This is a genomic window from Microvirgula sp. AG722 (assembly GCF_003269145.1).
Taxonomy (GTDB): domain Bacteria; phylum Pseudomonadota; class Gammaproteobacteria; order Burkholderiales; family Aquaspirillaceae; genus Microvirgula; species Microvirgula aerodenitrificans.
This window is the reverse complement of the sequence record NZ_QLTJ01000002.1, coordinates 377,582-396,361: the sequence shown is the minus strand read 5'-3', so window position 1 is coordinate 396,361 and position 18,780 is coordinate 377,582. Positions and strand designations below refer to the sequence as shown.

Below are 18,780 nucleotides of genomic sequence, written 5' to 3'. Positions count from 1 at the left end.
CTGTTTTCCGGTTATCGGACAAACCTTTAGGTGACGAGGAATCTTCACGCGTGATTACTACCGCGAACATTACGATGCAGTTCGGCGCAAAGCCGTTATTCGAGAACGTGTCGGTCCGGTTCGGCGAAGGCAACCGTTATGGCCTGATCGGCGCCAACGGCTCGGGCAAATCGACGTTCATGAAAATCCTCGGCGGTGATCTGGAACCGACCTCGGGCAATGTGTCGATCGAGCCCGGTCTGCGCCTGGGCAAGTTGCGTCAGGACCAGTTCGCCTTCGAGAATCAGCGAGTGATCGACGTCGTCCTGATGGGGCACGGCGAGATGTGGGCGGCGATGAGTGAGCGCGATGCCATCTACGCGAATCTCGAGGCGACCGAGGACGACTACATGCGCGCGGCCGAGCTTGAAGCCAAGTTCGCCGAGTACGACGGCTATACCGCCGAAGCGCGTGCCGGCGAACTGCTGCTGGGCGTCGGCATTCCGCTGGAACAGCACAACGGCCCGATGAGCGAAGTGGCGCCGGGCTGGAAGCTGCGCGTGCTGCTGGCACAGGCGCTGTTCTCGAATCCGGACATCCTGTTGCTCGACGAACCGACCAACAACCTGGACATCAATACGATTCGCTGGCTCGAGGATGTGCTGAACCAGCGCAACTCGACCATGATCATCATTTCGCACGACCGCCACTTCCTGAATGCGGTGTGCACGCACATGGCCGACCTCGACTACAACACCATCACCGTGTATCCGGGCACCTACGACGACTATATGCTCGCCGCGGCCCAGGCACGTGAACGGCAGATGTCGTCGAACGCGAAGGCGAAGGAACGCATCCAGGAACTGCAGGAGTTCGTGGCGCGCTTCTCGGCCAACAAGTCCAAGGCACGTCAGGCGACCAGTCGCCTGAAGCAGGTCGACAAGCTGAAGAGCGACATGGTGGTGGTCAAGCCGTCGACGCGGCAGAACCCGTTCATCCGCTTCGAGCTCGACGACAAGATGAAGCTGCACCGCCAGGCAGTGGAAGTCAGCGGGCTGTGCAAGGCCTACGACGACAAGGTGCTGTTCCGCGACCTGAACCTGATTCTCGAAGCCGGTCAGCGCATCGCCATCATCGGTCCGAACGGCGCCGGCAAGTCCACGCTGGTCAAGCTGCTGGCCGGCGCGTACCAGCCGACCTTCGGCGACGGCATTCATGCCGATGCCGGCCGGATCAAGTGGGCGGAAAAAGCCCAGGTCGGCTACTTCGCCCAGGATCACGAGTCGGACTTCGATTCGGACGACAACCTGTCCGAGTGGATGCGCGAATGGGCGCAGGAAGGTGATGACGAGCAGGCCGTTCGCGCGACCCTCGGCCGCCTGCTGTTCGGCAGCGACGACGTGACCAAGTCGGTACGCGTGCTGTCCGGCGGCGAGAAGGGTCGCATGCTGTACGGCAAGCTGATCCTGCAGCGCCCGAACGTGATGATCATGGACGAACCGACCAACCACATGGACATGGAGTCGATCGAATCGCTGAACATGGCGCTGGAAAAGTACACCGGCACCCTGATCTTCGTCTCGCACGACCGCCAGTTCGTCAGCTCGCTGGCGACCCAGATCATCGAGCTCGACGGCACCGGTGGCTACACCCACTACACCGGCAGCTACGACGACTATCTGGCGTCCCGCGGCCTGGTGTAGGTACCAGCCGACGGGCGGTACTGCCGACGACAGTGTTCGCCGTGCAGCCCGTCCGTCCGAAACAGCAAGAAACCCCGGCCAGTGGCCGGGGTTTCTTGCTGTTCGGGGCTTTGGGGCCCGCTTTACGTTTACGTTAAATACGACATGGGGGTTTTGACCGGCCACAACCCTTGGGTTATAGTCCGCCGTGTTCGGTGCAGTGCAACATAAGGCACCGCGCCGGGCCCGAATAACGTCAAAATCGATACTCGCGGACGGGGGAATGCCGGTGTGTGCTGCCGCAGCATGGTGCACGACGGGCTCCGGTCGTTACGGGAGAGGATGGAGCGTGGCACTCGCCGTTTTGGGCCGGTCGTAATCCATTCAGAAAAGGAACTGCAATGCGTCTGCAAGGGAAAGTTTCCATCATCACCGGCGCCGCCAGCGGCATCGGCCACGCAACGGCCCTGAAGTTCGCCGCTGAAGGCGCGATCGTTGCCGTGTGTGACCTGAGCCAGGAAGCGGTCGACAAGGTCGTCAAGGAACTCGAAGCCACTGGCGCCAAGGCTGCCGGCTACGTGGTCAATGTGACCGACCGCGCGCAGATCAACGACATGGTCGGCGACCTGAAGGCCCGCTTCGGCCGCATCGACGTGCTGGTCAACAACGCCGGCATCGTGGCCGACGCCCAGCTGGTCAAGATGACCGACGAGCAGTTCGACCGCGTGATCGACATCAACCTGAAGGGCGTCTACAACTGCGCCCGCGCCGTGGTCGACACCATGATCGAACAGGGCAGCGGCGTGATCCTGAACGCCAGCTCGGTGGTCGGCGTCTACGGCAACTTCGGCCAGACCAACTACGCGGCGACCAAGTTCGGCGTGATCGGTTTCGTCAAGACCTGGGCCAAGGAACTCGGCAAGAAGGGCATCCGTGCCAACGCCGTGTGCCCGGGCTTCGTCGCCACCCCGATCCTGAAGTCGATGCCGGAAAAAGTCATCCAGGCCATGGAAGACAAGGTGCCGATGAAGCGCATGGCCGACCCGGCCGAAATCGCCAACGTCTACGCCTTCCTGGCCAGCGACGAAGCGAGCTACATCAACGGCGCCGCCATCGAAGTGACCGGCGGCCTGACGCTGTAAGCGCAGCCGGAACGAAAAAAGCATCCTGCAGAGGATGCTTTTTTTTCGTCCGGACCAGGCGCCCTAGCTGCGGGCGACGATGGAGTTGGTGCGCGACGCGTAGCGCTTGACCCCGGTCAGGATTGCATCGGCGATCTTGGCCTGGTGCGACGACGTCACCAGCCGGGCCTCTTCGGCCGGGTTGGAGATAAAGGCCGTCTCGACCAGGATCGACGGGATGTCCGGCGCCTTCAGTACCGCAAAGCCGGCCTGTTCGACCTTGCCGCTGTGCAGGCGGTTGATGTCGCCGATCTCGCCGAGCACCGACTTGGCCAGCCGCATGCTGTCGTTGATGGTCGCGGTCTGGGTCAGGTCCAGCAGCGTGTGGGCCAGGTAGCGGTCGCGCCCGGCGTCGATCCTGACCCCGCCGATCAGGTCGGCGTCGTTCTGGGTCTTGGCCAGCCACTTGGCGGCGGTGCTGGTCGCGCCCTTGTCCGACAGCGTGAACACCGAGGAGCCGTTGGCGGCCGGGGTGGTGAATGCGTCGGCATGGATGGAGATGAACAGGTCGGCATTCGCCTTGCGTGCCTTGGCGACCCGCACCCCGAGCGGAATGAAGATGTCGTCGTCGCGGGTCAGCATCACGCGCATGCCCGGCGTGGCGTCGATGCGGCGTTTCAGCTGCTTGGCGATCGCCAGCACCACATCCTTTTCGCGTGCGCCGCTGGGGCCGATCGCGCCCGGGTCCTCGCCGCCATGGCCGGGGTCGAGCATGACCAGAAACTCGCGCCGGCCGCGATCCGGCTGGCGCGACGGCGCGGCGTCCTTGTCCCGGGCCGGCGGCGGCGTGGCCACATCGTTCTGGATCTTGCCGTTGTTGTAGTCGTTCAGCAGCGCCAGCAACGGGTCGGCGCTGTGGGTCGGATACAGGTCGATGACCAGCCGGTGGCGGTACTCGGACACCGGTGGCAGCGTGAACACCTGCGGGTTGACCGGTGCCTTGACGTCGAGCACCAGCCGTACCGTGTTCGGGTCGAACTGGCCGGCGCGGGCGGCGCGGATATACGGATCGTCGCCGAGAATGGCATTGCCGACGTCGCGCAGCGCAGCGTTCAGCTGCACCCCCTCGATGTCGATGACTACCCGGTCCGGGTTCTGCATGGTGAACGAGCGGAACTTCAGCTTCTCGCTGGACTCCAGCGTGACGCGGGTGTAGGTATTGGACGGCCAGCTGCGGACGGCGACAATGGTCGGCGCCGCGGCGCAACCCACGCGCGACAGCGACAGCAGCATGACGGCACCGCCGGCCTGCAGCAGCCGGCGGCGGGTGATCAGAGTCGATTCAGACATTGCATTCCCTTGGCGCTGTGCGCGGTCAGACTGAGCGTGCGCCCGTCACCGTCAGGCAGCAGACGCGCAGTCAGGTCGGGGGCCGGCAACAGCGCCCCGGCTTTTTCCGGCCACTCGATCAGGCAAATGCTGTCGTCGCGAAAGAGCTCGCGAAAGCCGGCGTCCACCCATTCATCCGGATCGGCGAATCGGTAGAGGTCAAAGTGATAAACGGTAAAGGTATCGAATGCGTAGGGCTCGACCAGCGCATAGGTAGGGCTTTTCACCCGGCCCGCATGGCCGAAACCCCGTAAAATGCCGCGGGTCAACGTGGTTTTTCCGGCGCCGAGATCGCCGTCCAGAAAGACCGTCATTCCCGGTTGTAGTAAAGCCGCCAGCCGAACGCCACAAGCGAGCGTGGCGGCTTCGTCGGCCAGAACCCATTCCAGCGTGTCCGTTGCCGTCGCCATGTCCGCATCCATCCCAGAAAACACCGATTATCGCGAATTGACCGATCGAGTCAAAGAGTGGGCGCGCGATCTTGGCTTCACCGACATCAAGATTACCCGGGCGTCATTGCCTGTCGGGGCCGAAACCGGTCTTGAATCGTGGCTGGCCGCCGGATTTCATGGTGACATGGATTATATGGCCCGGCACGGCTTCAAGCGCGCCCGGCCCGCCGAGCTGGTGCCGGGCTCGCGCACGGTCATCAGCGTGCGGCTCAATTACTGGCCCGGCAGCGCGCACGATGCCGACCAGCAACTGGCTGACCCCGATCGTGCCTACATCTCGCGCTATGCGCTGGGCCGTGACTACCACAAGGTCTTGCGCAACCGGCTGCAGAAGCTGGCAGAGCGCATCCAGCAGGCAGTCGGCCCGTTCGGCCATCGCGCCTTCACCGACAGTGCGCCGGTGATGGAGGTTGCGCTGGCCAGCCAGTCCGGGCTCGGCTGGCGCGGCAAGCACACCTTGCTGCTGACGCGCGAGCAGGGCTCGCTGTTCTTCCTTGGCGAGCTGTTTACCGACCTGCCGCTGGATGTCGATCAGGCGATTGAACCGCACTGCGGCCGCTGCACGCGCTGCATCGACGTCTGTCCGACCGGCGCCATCGTGGCGCCATACACCGTTGACGCGCGGCGCTGCATCTCCTACCTGACCATCGAGCTGCAAGGTGCGATTCCCGAGCCGCTGCGGCCACTGCTCGGCAACCGGATCTACGGCTGCGACGACTGTCAGCTGGTCTGCCCGTGGAACCGCTTTGCGGTGCCGACCGCCGAGGCCGACTTCGCGCCGCGGCACGGGCTGGACAGCGCCAGCCTGGTCGGGCTGTTTGCCTGGAGTGCAGCGGATTTTGCCGAGCGCCTGGCCGGCAGCGCCATCCACCGCATCGGCCACGAGCGCTGGCTGCGCAATATCGCCGTGGCGCTCGGCAATGCGCCGACGACGCCGGCGGTGCTGGCCGCGCTGCAGAGCCGGCTGGACGATCCGTCGGCCCTGGTGCGCGAGCATGTGCACTGGGCCTGGGCCCGGCACGGGCAGTCCGGCGGACATGAGTCTTGTGCCGACAAGGAGTAGACTGGCCGGCTTGTTTCGTTCGCCCCAGGTTTCCAGATCATGACTGCTCCCGACCGACGCCCGATAGGCGTATTCGATTCCGGCATTGGCGGATTGACCGTCGTGCGCGCCTTGATGGACCGCCTGCCGTTCGAGAACATCCTTTATTTTGGCGACACCGCCCGCGTGCCGTACGGCAGCAAGTCGGTTTCGACCATCCAGAGCTATACCCGGCAGATTGCCGAATTCCTGCTGGCGCGCGACGTCAAGGCGCTGATCATCGCCTGCAATACCATGGCGGCGGTGGCGGCCGACATCGTGCGTGAAGTGGCCGGTGACGTACCGGTGCTGGATGTGATCGATGCCGGCAGCCGCGCGGCGGCGGCGGCCAGCCGCTCCGGTGACATCGCCGTGATTGCCACGCCGACCACCATCAATGCCAATGCCTATGCACGGGCGATCCACCAGATCAATCCGGATGCGCGTGTGTACTCGCAGGCCTGTCCGCTGTTCGTGCCGCTGGTCGAGGAAGGCTGGCTCGACCATGCCGTCACCCGGCTGACCGCCGAGGAATACCTGAAGACGGTGCTGATCGAGAATGTCGACACCCTGGTGCTCGGCTGCACCCATTACCCGCTGCTGAAGCCGCTGCTGGCCGAGGTGGCCGGCAGCGGCATCGAACTCGTCGACTCGGCCGTGACCACGGCGGAATCGACCGCACAGACGCTCGGTGCGCTGAACCTGCTGAACGGGCCGTCGCCCGAAACCCATTACCGCTATTTCGTGACCGACATCCCGCTGAAGTTCCAGACCATTGGCGAGCGCTTCCTCGGCCGCAGCATCCAGCGGCTGGAAATGGTCAATCTGTAAGCCGTCACCCGCTGCCTGTCACACGCCCCGTCCCTTGCCGGACGGGGCGTGTTGTTTTTGTGCAACATGCGGGAAATTTTTCGGCAAATCGATGAATAAAAAGCGCTTTGTTCCGGATCGCGCCCGGTGTATCCACCCCCGTCCCGTTAATTAAAATACATTCTTGTATGTATGTATGTATATTCCGGCTGTGCAGGGCGTGAAGGCGCTTGTGCCGTCGCCACCCTGTCGTGGCGATCCCCCGACTTGACGAGAAGGAAATGCAGATGAAAAAACTGATTGCACTGACAGTGGCCATGCTGCCGCTGACCGCCCTGGCCGATGTCACGATCTACGGCAATATCGAGGCCGATGTGGAGAGCGGCAAAAGCCTGATGAATGCCGATCAGGGCCACGGCAGCCAGACCCGGGTCGACGACACCGGCTCGTATATCGGCTTCAAGGGGGACGAGGAACTGGGCAACGGCCTGAAAGCACTGTGGCAGGTCGAGTCCTACCTCAGCGTCGACGGCTCCGACATCAACGGCAATGGCTCATGGGCGACCCGTGACAGCTTCGTCGGCCTGCAGAGCCAGTTCGGTACCGTGCGCGTCGGCAAGCTGTCCGACTACATGAACTCCGACATGGAAACCATGGACCCGTGGCTGTACGGGCAGGGTGTCAACGGGCTCGGCACCATGACCCGCTTTGACGGCCGCTACAACAATGCCGTCCGCTACGACATGCCGACGCTGTACGGCTTCGACTTCTCCGCCATCTACAGCGTGGGCGAGAACGAGCAGCCGGACGGCTCGCACCAGGGCAACGGGCGCAATCACGGCGATGCCTGGGGCGTCGGCATGGGTTACCAGAACAGCGGCTTCTTCGGCAAACTCGGCTACATGCAGTTCCAGGACCAGGGCGCCAATGGTCAGGACGGCAACTACTGGCGGCTGGAGGGTGGCTATCACGCCAACAACCTGCTGGTGTCGGCGGCCTACCAGGAGTCGAAGCAGTACGGCAGCGATGCCACGCTGGGCTCCAGCAATATCTGGGGCCGCAGCAGCAATGACCTGAACGGCAGCGTGACCGGGGTCGGCAGCTTCGGCAACAGCGACAAGATCGAAACCCGGGAAGCCGCGCTGACCGTTGGCTACACCTTTGGCGCCATCACGCCGCGCGTGACCTATGCATGGGGCGACGATGCCAAGGTCAATGGCAGCACCCAGAACAACAGCGGCTACAACCAGTACATCGTCGGTGTCGACTACGCGCTGAGCAAGCGCACCACGGCCTATGCATCGTATGGCTATACAAAGTACGGCAGCGACCAGTACACCAATGGCAGCGACGACAGCGAGCACACGGTGGCGGTCGGCCTGCAGCACAGGTTCTGATCCTGCCTGGCATGCCGGGGTATAAAGAGCCCGCTTTTCCGCCACCTGGACAGGTGGCGGTTTTTTTCGTCTGCGGCGTGTGAAAAATACCACACCAGGAATACAGGCCGGTTCCTGTGGTCGACGCCGTTTCCGGTATGGAAAACCAAGTGTTTTTCGTCATATCGCAGGCAGATGCACTGGATATGGCGATGCACCATTTGTCGTGAAAGCCATGCCGCAAGAGTATTTTGCCGCTGGTCATGTACAAGCTGTTACATGCTGTACCTTTGGTGTAACATGCAAGCACGCACTGACCCAGTGGAGATTTCCAAATGAACGGCCGCTACTCTACCGCCCGCATCGAACACCCGAAGCATGACGCCTTCGACTACCTGACCGGTTCGCTTGACCGTGCCAGCTGCTATCTTGGCGACGAAGCGATGCCGCGGGCGATCCTGCGCAAGCGCCCGGCCGTTCGTCGCTCATCGGCGCGCTGGGTGGCGCCGCTGTCGCTGATGGGATTGTGCGTGGCACTCGCCGCGACGCTGTCGTCGTCGTTCTGAGCGTTGCCAGCAGGGAACTGATACAGGCAAAGTTGACCCGGTCGCCATCTGGCGGCCGTTTTTTTGCCTGCCGTTCCTGAAACCCCCTTGCCCGGAGTCCCCCTGCATGAAATTCGGCTACACCATCGTTTATGTGGCATCGGTCGCGGAAACGCTGGCCTTCTACCAGCAGGCCTTTGGCTTTGATACCCGCTTCCTGCACGAGTCGGGCGAGTACGGCGAGCTGGAGACCGGCGGCACCGCGCTGGCATTCGCGTCGCACGGCATGGGAGACCAGTTGCTGGGCGGGCGCTACGTCAAGGCGGCGCCGGCAGCCGATCCGCTCGGCATCGAGCTGGCCTTCGTCAGCGACGACGTGGTTGCCGCCCATGCCCGTGCCGTGGCGGCCGGCGCGACCTCGGTCGCGGTACCGGCCGTGCAGCCATGGGGCCAGACGGTCGCCTATGTGCGTGACATGAACGGGGTGCTGGTCGAGCTGTGCTCCCCCATCGGCGGTTGATCGACGGCTACCGGCTTGCACCGGCACAGCCGGACGAGGTGCCGGCGCTGGCCGCTGTCGAACGTGCTGCCGCGAGCCGTTTCCCGCTGTCCCTGCTGCCCGTGCCATTGCGCGGCGACACCCTGCCGTTGCCGCAACTGGAGGCGGCGCAGCGCGAAGGCCGGCTGTGGGTCGCCCGCGATCCGGCCGGAACCGTGGTCGGGTTTGCCTGCGCGCGCCGGGAAGGGAAGGCCGCGCTGCTGGTGGAGATCGATGTGCATCCGGCGCACGGCCGCCGCGGTATCGGCAGCGGTCTGCTCGACGCCGTGATCGACTGGGCGCAGCGGGCGGGCGCGCCGGCCCTGTACCTGACCACGTTCCAGGCGTTCGGGCCGGGGATGGCGCTGTACCGGCGCGGCGGGTTTTTGCCGCTGGCGGACAAGGACATTCCCGGCTTTATCGCCGACATCCTCGCGGCGGAGGCCGAAGCCGGCCTCGCCGGGCGGGTGGCGATGGTCAGGATGCTGGCGCCCCGACACGCATCCGCATCGGCACCGCACGGTGATGGATAGCCGAAAAAGAAAGGGCCCGCATCAGCGGGCCCTGGACAGTCCATAAACGCTGCCTGCAAAGAACGGACAAGCGAAGCGAGGTTTCCCCGCGGCGGCGGGGACGGCAGATTCTGTCAGGCGGGCGTGCACCGACGCCACGGTGACCGTTGATGCCCACCTTTGTCGCCGTCTGGTCCCGGCTTACAGGGCATGGCCCGCGTACATGCTGTCGATCAGCGTATGGAAGCGTTCGGTGATCACCTTGCGGCGCAGTTTCAGCGTTGGCGCCAGCTCGCCGGCGTCAATGCTCCATGGCCGGTCGACCAGCGCGATCTTCTTCACCTGCTCCCAGTTGCCGAACAGGCGGTTGAAGCGCTTGACCTCGTGCTCGATCAGCTCGCGGACTTTCGGGTGCGCGATCATCTCGGCTTCGCTTCTGAGGTTCAGCCCCTGCTGCACGCACCAGGCGCGCAGCTGCTCGAACAGCGGCACCACCAGCGCACTGGCGTACTTGCGGCCGTCGCCGACCACCATCACCTGATCGATAAAGGCCGATTCCTTCAGCTTGTTCTCGATCACCTGCGGCGCGACATACTTGCCGCAGCTGGTCTTGAACATTTCCTTCTTGCGATCGGTGATGCGCAGATTGCCTTCGGCATCGAATTCGCCGACGTCGCCGGTATGCAGCCAGCCGTCCTTCAGGGCTTCGGCGGTCTGCTCCGGGTCGCGGTAGTAGCCGAGCATGATGTTCGGCCCGCGGGCGATGATCTCGCCATCCGGCGCGATGCGGATTTCCACATTGTCCATCGGGACGCCGACGGTGCCGATGGCGGTGTGTTCGGCATTGAACACGTTGCCGGTCAGGATCGGCGACGCCTCGGTCATGCCATAACCTTCGGACACGATGATGCCGGCGGCCCAGAACAGGCGCGACAGGCGCGGCTGCAGCGCGGCCGAACCGACCACGATCATCTTTGTGTTGCCGCCGAGCGCGGCGCGCCACTTGCTGTAGACCAGGCGGTCGAACAGCTGGTGGCGCAGGCGGCCGATGACGCCGGGCTTGTCGCGCGGCTCGAAGGTCTCGGCATGGCGGATCGCGGCCTGGTACAGCTTGCGGGTGACACCATGCAGCTCGTTCTGCTTGCCTACCAGCTTTTCGTAGACCTTTTCCAGCAGGCGCGGAACGGTGGTGAACACTTCCGGATGGACATCGCCCAGGGTCGCGGCGATCGCGTCGACATTCTTGGCGTGATACACGCCAATGCCGGCATAGAAATAGATGTAGGTGACGCTGCGCTCGAACACGTGCGACAGCGGCAGGAAGCTGACCGCCTTCCAGATCCCGTATTCCAGCGGCGTGAAGCGCGAAACGGCCATCGCGTTGCTGACCACATTGTGGTGGCTCAGCATGACGCCCTTGGGCCGCCCGGTGGTGCCGGAGGTGTAGATGATGGTCAGCAGGTCATCGGCCTGTACCGAGTCGCGCAGCGCATCAAGCACGGCCGGGTGACCATCGCCGCCGCGCAGCAGCACTTCATGCCAGGACGGCGCACCGGCGACATCGGCAAAGGTGTAGACCGGGCAGGCGGGCAGGTGGCTGGTGGCTTCGGTGATGCGCTGGAACAGCGCCTTGTCGCCGGCGAACGCCAGCTTGATGCCGGCATGGTCGACGATGTAGCGCATGTCGTCGACCGGCAGGGTCGGGTACAGCGGGACGCTGATCGCGCCGATCTGTTGCAGGGCGAGGTCGACCAGCAGCCACTCCGGGCAGTTGTTCGATACCAGCGCCACCTTGTCGCCGCGGCGGATGCCCATGGCCAGCAGGCCATGACTCAGGCGGTCGGCGGTGTCGACAACGTCCTGGGTACTGTAGCTGCGCCAGCCGTGGCCGTCCCGGGCATTGAGGCAGTCCGGGCGGGGGTAGGAGGCGAGCTGGTGGCGGATCAGGTCAAAAACACGGGTAAGAGCCATTCGAAAGGTTGAATTGACTGCGAAGGAGCCGAAGGTAAGACTTTTGCCTGGCGATGTAAAGTTCTGACGAGGGAAAAGCTGAAACAGATCAAGGGTTTTGAGGCATTGTTTTCTGCAGGTGACCGTTTTTGTCAGACAATAAGAGTTTTTGCTCTAATTCAAAAAAATGGCAGATAACACCTTGATATCCGTGAGGAATAAAATGGCGTTGCCACGACTTGACACGCGCGATCATGCCAGTGACACGTGCGCGGGCCACCCTGCTATGCTAGTCCGCTCCGTCCGTCATCCTTACTGCCATGAAATTCGCAACCCGAGCCATTCACGCCGGCTATGAGCGTGACGCCACCACCCATGCGGTGATGCCGCCGATCTATCAGACCTCGATCTTCAGCTATGACCACCTCGGCGATGAGCAGCCGTTCTGCTATTCGCGCTCCGGCAACCCGACCCGGGCGGCACTCGAAGCCAATGTCGCCGCACTGGAAGGCATGAAGTACGGCCTGGCCTTCGGCAGCGGCATGGCGGCCATCGACAGCGTGCTGCGCGCGATGCTGAAGCCGGGCGACGAGATCATCGCCGTCGCCGACTGCTATGGCGGCGCCTACCGGCTGCTGACCCGGCTGTACCAGCCGTCCGGCGTGATCGTGACCTTCGCCGACCTGGCGAGCGACCCCGGGCAGCTGAACGCGCTGATCAGCGAGCGTACCCGGCTGGTGTGGCTGGAGTCGCCGACCAACCCGCTGCTGAACATCGTCGACCTGGAACGGGTCGCGTCGATCTGCCGCGCGCGTGGCGTGCCGACCGCGATCGACAATACCTTCGCCTCGCCCTACCTGCAGTCGCCGCGTGACTTCGGCATCGACATCATTGTCCACTCGGCCACCAAATACCTTGGCGGTCACTCCGACGTGCTGCTGGGCGTGGCCTGCGTCGACGACGACGCGCTGTTCCAGCAGATGAAGCTGGTGCAGAACAGCGCTGGCGCCGTTGCCGGCCCGCAGGATTCCTTCCTGGTGCTGCGCGGCATCAAGACCCTGCATCTGCGCATGCAGCGACATGAGGAAAACGCCGGTCGCATCGCCGAATGGCTGCAGGGGCAGCCGGCGGTGGAAAAGGTCATCTATCCGGGACTGGCCAGCCATCCGCAGCATGCGCTGGCCCGCCGGCAGATGCGCGGCTTCGGCGGCATCGTCACCATTTATCTGCGCGACAACAGCCGTGCCGCCGCCGCGCGGGTGGCTGACCGGCTGCAGCTGTTCGCGCTTGGCGAGTCGCTAGGCGGCGTCGAGAGCATCGTCAACCACTCGGCGACCATGTCGCACGGTTCGATGCCGGCCGAGGTCAAGGCGGCCTGCGGCATCCGCGAAGGCATGCTGCGGCTGTCGATCGGCATCGAGGACGCGGATGACCTGATCGATGACCTGACCCGGGCGCTGGCGGACTGAGCCGGCCGATCGGCATGGGCACGGGAGGCAATGCCGTTACAATACCGGTTTCCGACTGCCTCCCGCCCGCCATGCTCTCCGTTACCGAACTCAAAACCTATTTCACCGGCCTGCAGGCGCGCATCGTCGGCAGCCTGGAAGCGCTGGACGGCCAGGCCTTCGTCCGCGACAGCTGGACACGTCCCGAAGGCGGCGGCGGCACCAGCTGCGTGATCGAGGGCGGCAATGTGTTCGAGCGCGGCGGGGTGAATTTCTCCCATGTCAGCGGCGCCTGTCTGCCGCCGTCGGCCTCGGCCTCGCGCCCGGAACTGGCCGGCCGCGGCTTCGAGGCGCTCGGCGTGTCGCTGGTGCTGCATCCGCGCAATCCGTATGCACCGACCACGCACATGAACGTGCGGGTGTTCGTCGCCACCCGCGACGGCGAGGCACCGGTGTGGTGGTTCGGCGGCGGCATGGACCTGACGCCGTATTACGGCTTCGAGGACGACGCCCGCCATTTCCACACCGCCTGTCGCGACGCGCTGGCGCCCTTCGGCGCTGATCGCCATCCGGCCTACAAGGCCTGGTGTGACCGCTACTTCTTCCTCAAGCACCGCAATGAGGCGCGCGGCATCGGCGGCATCTTCTTCGACGACCTGAACGACCTTGGCTACGAGCGCAGCTTTGCGCTGACGCGCTCGGTTGGCGACGCCTTTCTCGGCGCCTACCTGCCGATCCTGGCGCGGCGCGGCGATCTGCCCTTCGGCGAGCGCGAACGCGAGTGGCAGGCGATCCGTCGCGGACGCTACGTCGAATTCAACCTGGTCTACGATCGCGGCACGCTGTTCGGCCTGCAGTCGGGGGGACGCACCGAGTCGATCCTGATGTCAATGCCGCCCAGAGTCGAGTGGCGCTATGCGCATGCGCCGGCCGCCGGCAGTGACGAAGCGCGGCTGCTTGACGCTTTCCTGCCGCCGCGCGACTGGCTGGCTGCGGCCTGAGCCGGATTTTTGGCATCAAATCCCCGAATGCCGCTTGCCGCGGCATTTTTCTTGTCCGGCAATCAGCATTTTGTCCGGTCCCGGGTGTAAAAAAAGATCAAACATCTGGTGCGGAATATTAAACAGTCATGTCCGAAGTACGGAAAATTCTGACGCAAATATGTACAAACTGACGGGAAAAATCAGCAGAAAAAAACGGCAAGTCATTGATTTGAAATTGATAATGCAATGCACAAAAAAGGTTTGCCGCTGGTGCCCGTGCGACCCTACAATCGTTCACATCCGTGTCATTGATTCATGATTGTTAGGCAGGCAGTAATGGAAAGACAGCAGTGGTTGCGGGGGACCTTGTATCGCCCCGCCTTCGAGCAGGACAGCTGTGGCTTCGGCCTGATCGCGCAGCTTGACGATCAGCCGTCCCACTGGCTGGTCAAGACCGCCATCAGTTCGCTGGCCCAACTGACCCACCGCGGCGCGGTTGCCGCCGATGGCAAGTCGGGTGACGGCTGTGGCCTGCTTTTTCGCAAACCCGACGGCTTCCTGCGTGAAGTCGCCGCCGAAAGCGGCATCGCGCTGAAGAAAATCTACGCGGCCGGTCTGGTGTTCGTCGGTGCCGACCCCGCGGTCGGCCAGGCGTCGCTGGCCCGGTTGAGCGAGACGCTCGAACAGCAGGGGCTGGAAGTCGCCGGCTATCGCGACGTGCCGACCGATGTGTCGGCCTGTGGTGAATATGCACTGAAGACGCTGCCGGTGATCAAGCAGGTCTTCGTCAACTGTCCGTTCGGGATGGAGGAGGCGGCGTTCAAGCGCAGCCTGTACGTTGGCCGCCGGCTGGCCGAAAAGGCCAATCAGGGCGACAAGTCCTTCTACATTCCGACCCTGAACCCGGACACCCTGTCGTACAAGGGCCTGGTCACGCCGGACAACCTGCCGCTGTTCTTCCTCGACCTGAACGACCCGCGTTTCGAGTCGAGCCTGGCCGTGTTCCACCAGCGCTTCTCGACCAATACCTGGCCGCAGTGGAAGCTGGCGCAGCCGTTCCGCTACCTGGCGCACAACGGTGAAATCAACACCGTGCAGGGCAACCGCTACTGGGCCCGCGCCCGCGAGCGGATCATGGAATCGCCGGTGCTGGACATGGACGCGGTGCGTCCGATCGTGCAGGTCGACGGCTCCGACTCGATGAGCCTCGACAATATGCTCGAAGGCCTGCTGATGGGCGGCATCCCGCTGTTCCGCGCCCTGCGCCTGCTGGTACCGCCGGCCTGGCAGAACGTCGACTCGACCGACAAGGACCTGCGCGCCTTCTACGAATTCAACTCGATGCACATGGAGCCGTGGGACGGCCCGGCCGGCATTGTGCTGACCGACGGGCGCTACGCCGCCTGCATGCTCGACCGCAACGGCCTGCGTCCGGCGCGCTACGTGGTCACCAGGGACCGCATCCTGACCATCTCGTCCGAAGTGGGCGTGTGGGACTACGCCCCTGAAGACGTGGTCACCAAGGGCCGGGTCAAGCCGGGGCAGATCTTCGGCGCCGACCTGAGCACCGGCGAGCTGCTGCTGCCGGACGACATCGACGCGATGCTGAAGACCGCCAAGCCGTACCGGCAGTGGATCAAGGACAACGCGCGCAAGCTCGAATTCTCGCTCGACGACGACACCACGCTGGCGGTAATGCCGCCCGAGCAACTGGCCATCTACCAGAAGCTGTTCAACGTCAGTGCCGAAGAACGCGACCAGGTGCTGCGCGTGCTGGCCGAACAGGCCCAGGAAGCAGTCGGCTCGATGGGTGACGACACGCCGATGGCGGTGCTGTCCGAGCGCGTGCGCTCGCCGTTCGACTTCCTGCGTCAGCAGTTCGCCCAGGTCACCAACCCGCCGATCGACCCGATCCGCGAAGCGGTGGTCATGTCGCTGAACACCGTCTTCGGCCCTGAACGCAACATGTTCGAGGAAACCGCCGAACACGCGAAGCGGCTCGAAGTGCGCAGCCCGGTACTGAGCCACGAGAAATTCGTTCACCTGACCACCCGTCCGGACCCCAACCTGAAGGCGACCACCTTCGACCTGTGCTACGACCCGGCGGACATCGACCTGGAAGCGGCGATCCGCCGCCTGACCGGGCACGTGGTCGAGGCGGTGCGCGAAGGCACGGTCATTGTCGTGCTGTCCGACCGCAATGTCGCGCACAACCGCCTGCCGATCCATGCCCTGTTCGCCACCGGCGCCGTGCACCATGCGCTGATCGAGACCGGCCTGCGCTGTCGCACCAACATCCTGGTCGAGACCGCCACCGCGCGCGACCCGCACCAGATCGCCTGCCTGATCGGCTATGGCGCGACCGGGGTCTATCCGTACCTGGCGTACCAGGTCATCGTCGATCTGGTCAACACCCAGGTCGTCGTCGGCCAGAAGATCAACGAGGCGCTGCAGCACTACCGCAAGGGCATCAACAAGGGCCTGCTGAAGGTGCTGTCGAAGATGGGGATTTCCACCGTCGCCAGCTATCGCGGCTCGCAGCTGTTCGAAGCGGTCGGCGTTCACGAGGACGTGGTCGAGCTGTGCCTGCGCGGCACCACGTCGCGCATCTCCGGCGCCCGCTTCGAGGACTTCGAGTCCGACCAGCAGGCGCTGACCCGCTTTGCCTTCAACCCGATGCGGCCGCTGTCGCAGGGTGGGCTGCTGAAGTACGTCCACGGCGAGGAGTACCACGCGTACAACCCGGACGTGGTGATGATGCTGCAGAAGGCGGTGCAGAACACCGACTACGATGCATGGCAGACCTATGCCCACATGGTCAACACCCGCCCGGTGGCGATGTTCCGTGACCTGATGGGGCTGAAGCTCGATCCGGCGCAGGCCATCGACATCGACCAGGTCGAATCGGTCGAGGCGATCCTGAAGCGCTTCGACTCGGCCGGCATGTCGCTCGGCGCGCTGAGCCCGGAAGCCCACGAAGCGATGGCCACGGCGATGAACCGCCTCGGCGGCCGCTCGAACTCCGGCGAGGGCGGCGAAGACCCGGCCCGCTACGGCACCGAACGGATGTCGAAGATCAAGCAGGTCGCCTCCGGCCGCTTCGGCGTGACCCCGCATTACCTGGTCAATGCCGAAGTGCTGCAGATCAAGGTGGCGCAGGGCGCCAAGCCCGGCGAAGGTGGCCAGCTGCCGGGCGACAAGGTCAGCCCGCTGATCGCCCGCCTGCGCTGCGCCAAGCCCGGCATCAGCCTGATCTCGCCGCCGCCGCACCACGACATCTACTCGATCGAGGATCTGTCCCAGCTGATCTTCGACCTCAAGCAGGTGAACCCGACCGCACTGGTCAGCGTCAAGCTGGTGGCCGAACCCGGCGTCGGCACCATTGCCGCCGGCGTGGCCAAGGCCTATGCCGACCTGATCACCATCTCCGGCTATGACGGCGGTACCGGCGCCAGCCCGCTGACCTCGGTCAAGTATGCCGGCAGCCCGTGGGAACTCGGCCTGACCGAAGCCCAGCAGGTGCTGCGCGCCAACGGCCTGCGCGGCCGGGTGCGGATGCAGACCGACGGTGGCCTGAAAACCGGCCTCGACGTGATCAAGGCCGCCATCCTCGGCGCCGAGTCGTTCGGCTTCGGTACCGGCCCGATGATTGCGCTGGGCTGCAAGTTCCTGCGCATCTGCCACCTGAACAACTGCGCCACCGGCGTGGCGACCCAGGAAATCAAGCTGCGCAGCAAGTACTTCATCGGCCTGCCGGAAATGGTCATGAACTACTTCACCTTCGTCGCGCAGGAAACGCGCGAATGGATGGCGAAGCTCGGCGTGCGCTCGATGGAAGAACTGATCGGCCGCCTCGACCTGATCGAACTGGCCGAAGGCAGGACCGACCGCCAGAAGCGGCTGGACCTGTCCGAACTGGTGTCGATGGGCGACATTCCCGACAGCGAACCGCGCTTCTGCGTGGTCGACTCGAACCCGAGCTTCGACAAGGGTGAGCTGGCCGAGCAGATGGTGGTCGACGCGATGGATGCCATCGAGCACAAGGCGATGCTGACGCTCGACTATCCGATCCGCAACATCAACCGCTCGATCGGTGCGCGGGTGTCGGGCGAGATTGCCCGCCGCTACGGCGCCGACGGCCTGCCCGACGGCTGCCTGACCTTCAGGTTCCACGGTTCCGCCGGTCAGAGCTTCGGGGTCTGGAACTCGCGCGGTCTGCATCTGGACCTCGAAGGCGATGCCAACGACTACGTCGGCAAGGGCATGGCCGGTGGCCGCATCGTCATCTACCCGCCGAAACAGGCCGCCTACGCATCGAATGCGTCGATCATCGTCGGCAACACCTGCCTGTACGGCGCCACCGGTGGTCAGCTGTTCGCGGCCGGCATGGCCGGCGAGCGCTTCGGCGTGCGCAACTCCGGCGCGCTGGCGGTCATCGAAGGTGCGGGCGACCATTGCTGCGAATACATGACCGGCGGCGTGGTCATCGTGCTTGGTGAAACCGGCTACAACTTCGGTGCCGGCATGACCGGCGGCTTCGGCTTCGTCTACGACCCGAATGAGCGCTTTGCCTACCGCTACAACAACGAACTGGTCGACATTCACCTGATCAACAACGAAGCGACCGGCATGTACCGTGCCTATCTGCTCGACAAGATCGCCAGGCATGTCGAATTCACCGGATCGGTGGTCGGTCGCGCGATGCTGGAAAACTTCGACGACTACGTCGACTACTTCTGGCTGGTGAAACCGAAGGCGGCCACGCTCGAAAGCCTGCTGAAAGACTGATGCTGCAAACGGGACGGGCGCGGGACCGCGCCCGGACCCGGGTCACAGAGGGGGGCTGCCGCGCCACGGGCCGGCCGTCCCCGGGGAAATCCGCCGCGCGCGGGCAATGATTCGCGCGCGGCTCAC

At 64.2% G+C, this 18,780-nt stretch carries 14 protein-coding genes; 11 read left to right on the top strand and 3 right to left on the bottom strand.

What is annotated here, in order from left to right:
- Positions 1–50: 50 nt before the first annotated feature.
- Together DFO50_RS05425 and DFO50_RS05420 are read left to right on the top strand one after the other, a co-directional pair.
- Complete coding sequence (locus DFO50_RS05425) at positions 51–1,682, top strand: ABC-F family ATPase (RefSeq protein WP_028497609.1); 1,632 nt, start codon at positions 51–53, stop codon at positions 1,680–1,682.
- A gap of 380 nt (positions 1,683–2,062) precedes the next feature.
- Positions 2,063–2,803, top strand: a complete 741-nt coding sequence (locus DFO50_RS05420; RefSeq protein ID WP_028497610.1) for a beta-ketoacyl-ACP reductase — start codon at positions 2,063–2,065, stop codon at positions 2,801–2,803.
- Positions 2,804–2,866: 63 nt separating this feature from the next.
- Here the strand turns inward: DFO50_RS05420 and DFO50_RS05415 are convergent, their stop codons facing one another.
- Together DFO50_RS05415 and tsaE are read right to left on the bottom strand one after the other, a co-directional pair.
- Positions 2,867–4,132 (bottom strand): N-acetylmuramoyl-L-alanine amidase, encoded by a 1,266-nt coding sequence (locus DFO50_RS05415; protein ID WP_112692168.1) that lies wholly within the window; start codon positions 4,130–4,132, stop codon positions 2,867–2,869.
- Complete coding sequence (gene tsaE, locus DFO50_RS05410; protein ID WP_028497612.1) at positions 4,114–4,581, bottom strand: tRNA (adenosine(37)-N6)-threonylcarbamoyltransferase complex ATPase subunit type 1 TsaE; 468 nt, start codon at positions 4,579–4,581, stop codon at positions 4,114–4,116. The genes DFO50_RS05415 and tsaE overlap by 19 nt, the downstream gene beginning before the upstream one ends.
- Between tsaE and queG the strand changes: the two genes are divergently transcribed.
- The 6 genes from queG (at position 4,580) to DFO50_RS05380 (ending at position 9,506) form a co-directional block, all read left to right on the top strand.
- Positions 4,580–5,686 (top strand): tRNA epoxyqueuosine(34) reductase QueG, encoded by a 1,107-nt coding sequence (gene queG, locus DFO50_RS05405; RefSeq protein ID WP_028497613.1) that lies wholly within the window; start codon positions 4,580–4,582, stop codon positions 5,684–5,686. The genes tsaE and queG overlap by 2 nt on opposite strands.
- A gap of 39 nt (positions 5,687–5,725) precedes the next feature.
- Positions 5,726–6,535, top strand: a complete 810-nt coding sequence (murI, locus tag DFO50_RS05400) for a glutamate racemase (RefSeq protein WP_112692167.1) — start codon at positions 5,726–5,728, stop codon at positions 6,533–6,535.
- 266 nt (positions 6,536–6,801) lie between these two features.
- On the top strand, positions 6,802–7,911 hold the full coding sequence (locus tag DFO50_RS05395; protein ID WP_107889370.1) for a porin: 1,110 nt from the start codon (positions 6,802–6,804) through the stop codon (positions 7,909–7,911).
- A 314-nt stretch (positions 7,912–8,225) separates the two neighbouring features.
- A complete protein-coding gene (locus DFO50_RS05390; protein ID WP_028497616.1) occupies positions 8,226–8,456 on the top strand; it encodes a hypothetical protein in 231 nt (76 codons plus the stop codon).
- A gap of 106 nt (positions 8,457–8,562) precedes the next feature.
- Entirely contained in the window at positions 8,563–8,955 is a 393-nt protein-coding gene (locus tag DFO50_RS05385) for a VOC family protein (protein ID WP_028497617.1), read from the top strand.
- Positions 8,934–9,506, top strand: a complete 573-nt coding sequence (locus DFO50_RS05380; protein ID WP_199489748.1) for a GNAT family N-acetyltransferase — start codon at positions 8,934–8,936, stop codon at positions 9,504–9,506. Before DFO50_RS05385 ends, DFO50_RS05380 begins: the two co-directional genes overlap by 22 nt.
- 180 nt (positions 9,507–9,686) lie before the next feature.
- On the opposite strand, the gene DFO50_RS05375 is transcribed toward DFO50_RS05380, so the two are convergent.
- Positions 9,687–11,456, bottom strand: a complete 1,770-nt coding sequence (locus DFO50_RS05375) for a long-chain fatty acid--CoA ligase (protein WP_028497618.1) — start codon at positions 11,454–11,456, stop codon at positions 9,687–9,689.
- A 299-nt stretch (positions 11,457–11,755) separates the two neighbouring features.
- Between DFO50_RS05375 and DFO50_RS05370 the strand changes: the two genes are divergently transcribed.
- The 3 genes from DFO50_RS05370 to gltB all read left to right on the top strand — a co-directional run bounded on the left by DFO50_RS05370 (position 11,756) and on the right by gltB (position 18,654).
- Entirely contained in the window at positions 11,756–12,904 is a 1,149-nt protein-coding gene (locus DFO50_RS05370; protein ID WP_028497619.1) for a PLP-dependent aspartate aminotransferase family protein, read from the top strand.
- 71 nt (positions 12,905–12,975) lie between these two features.
- Positions 12,976–13,884, top strand: a complete 909-nt coding sequence (hemF, locus tag DFO50_RS05365; protein WP_028497620.1) for an oxygen-dependent coproporphyrinogen oxidase — start codon at positions 12,976–12,978, stop codon at positions 13,882–13,884.
- Positions 13,885–14,202: 318 nt separating this feature from the next.
- A complete protein-coding gene (gene gltB / locus DFO50_RS05360) occupies positions 14,203–18,654 on the top strand; it encodes a glutamate synthase large subunit (protein WP_028497621.1) in 4,452 nt (1,483 codons plus the stop codon).
- Positions 18,655–18,780 lie beyond the last annotated feature (126 nt).

Bases quoted from the DNA above. Each gene is read 5' to 3' on its own strand.
- DFO50_RS05420 (WP_028497610.1), top strand. From the start codon at position 2,063: ATGCGTCTGCAAGGGAAAGTTTCCATCATCACCGGCGCCGCCAGCGGC.
- DFO50_RS05415 (WP_112692168.1), bottom strand. From the start codon at position 4,132: ATGTCTGAATCGACTCTGATCACCCGCCGCCGGCTGCTGCAGGCCGGC.
- queG (WP_028497613.1), top strand. From the start codon at position 4,580: ATGTCCGCATCCATCCCAGAAAACACCGATTATCGCGAATTGACCGAT.
- tsaE (WP_028497612.1), bottom strand. From the start codon at position 4,581: ATGGCGACGGCAACGGACACGCTGGAATGGGTTCTGGCCGACGAAGCC.
- murI (WP_112692167.1), top strand. From the start codon at position 5,726: ATGACTGCTCCCGACCGACGCCCGATAGGCGTATTCGATTCCGGCATT.
- DFO50_RS05395 (WP_107889370.1), top strand. From the start codon at position 6,802: ATGAAAAAACTGATTGCACTGACAGTGGCCATGCTGCCGCTGACCGCC.
- DFO50_RS05390 (WP_028497616.1), top strand. From the start codon at position 8,226: ATGAACGGCCGCTACTCTACCGCCCGCATCGAACACCCGAAGCATGAC.
- DFO50_RS05385 (WP_028497617.1), top strand. From the start codon at position 8,563: ATGAAATTCGGCTACACCATCGTTTATGTGGCATCGGTCGCGGAAACG.
- DFO50_RS05375 (WP_028497618.1), bottom strand. From the start codon at position 11,456: ATGGCTCTTACCCGTGTTTTTGACCTGATCCGCCACCAGCTCGCCTCC.
- DFO50_RS05370 (WP_028497619.1), top strand. From the start codon at position 11,756: ATGAAATTCGCAACCCGAGCCATTCACGCCGGCTATGAGCGTGACGCC.
- hemF (WP_028497620.1), top strand. From the start codon at position 12,976: ATGCTCTCCGTTACCGAACTCAAAACCTATTTCACCGGCCTGCAGGCG.
- gltB (WP_028497621.1), top strand. From the start codon at position 14,203: ATGGAAAGACAGCAGTGGTTGCGGGGGACCTTGTATCGCCCCGCCTTC.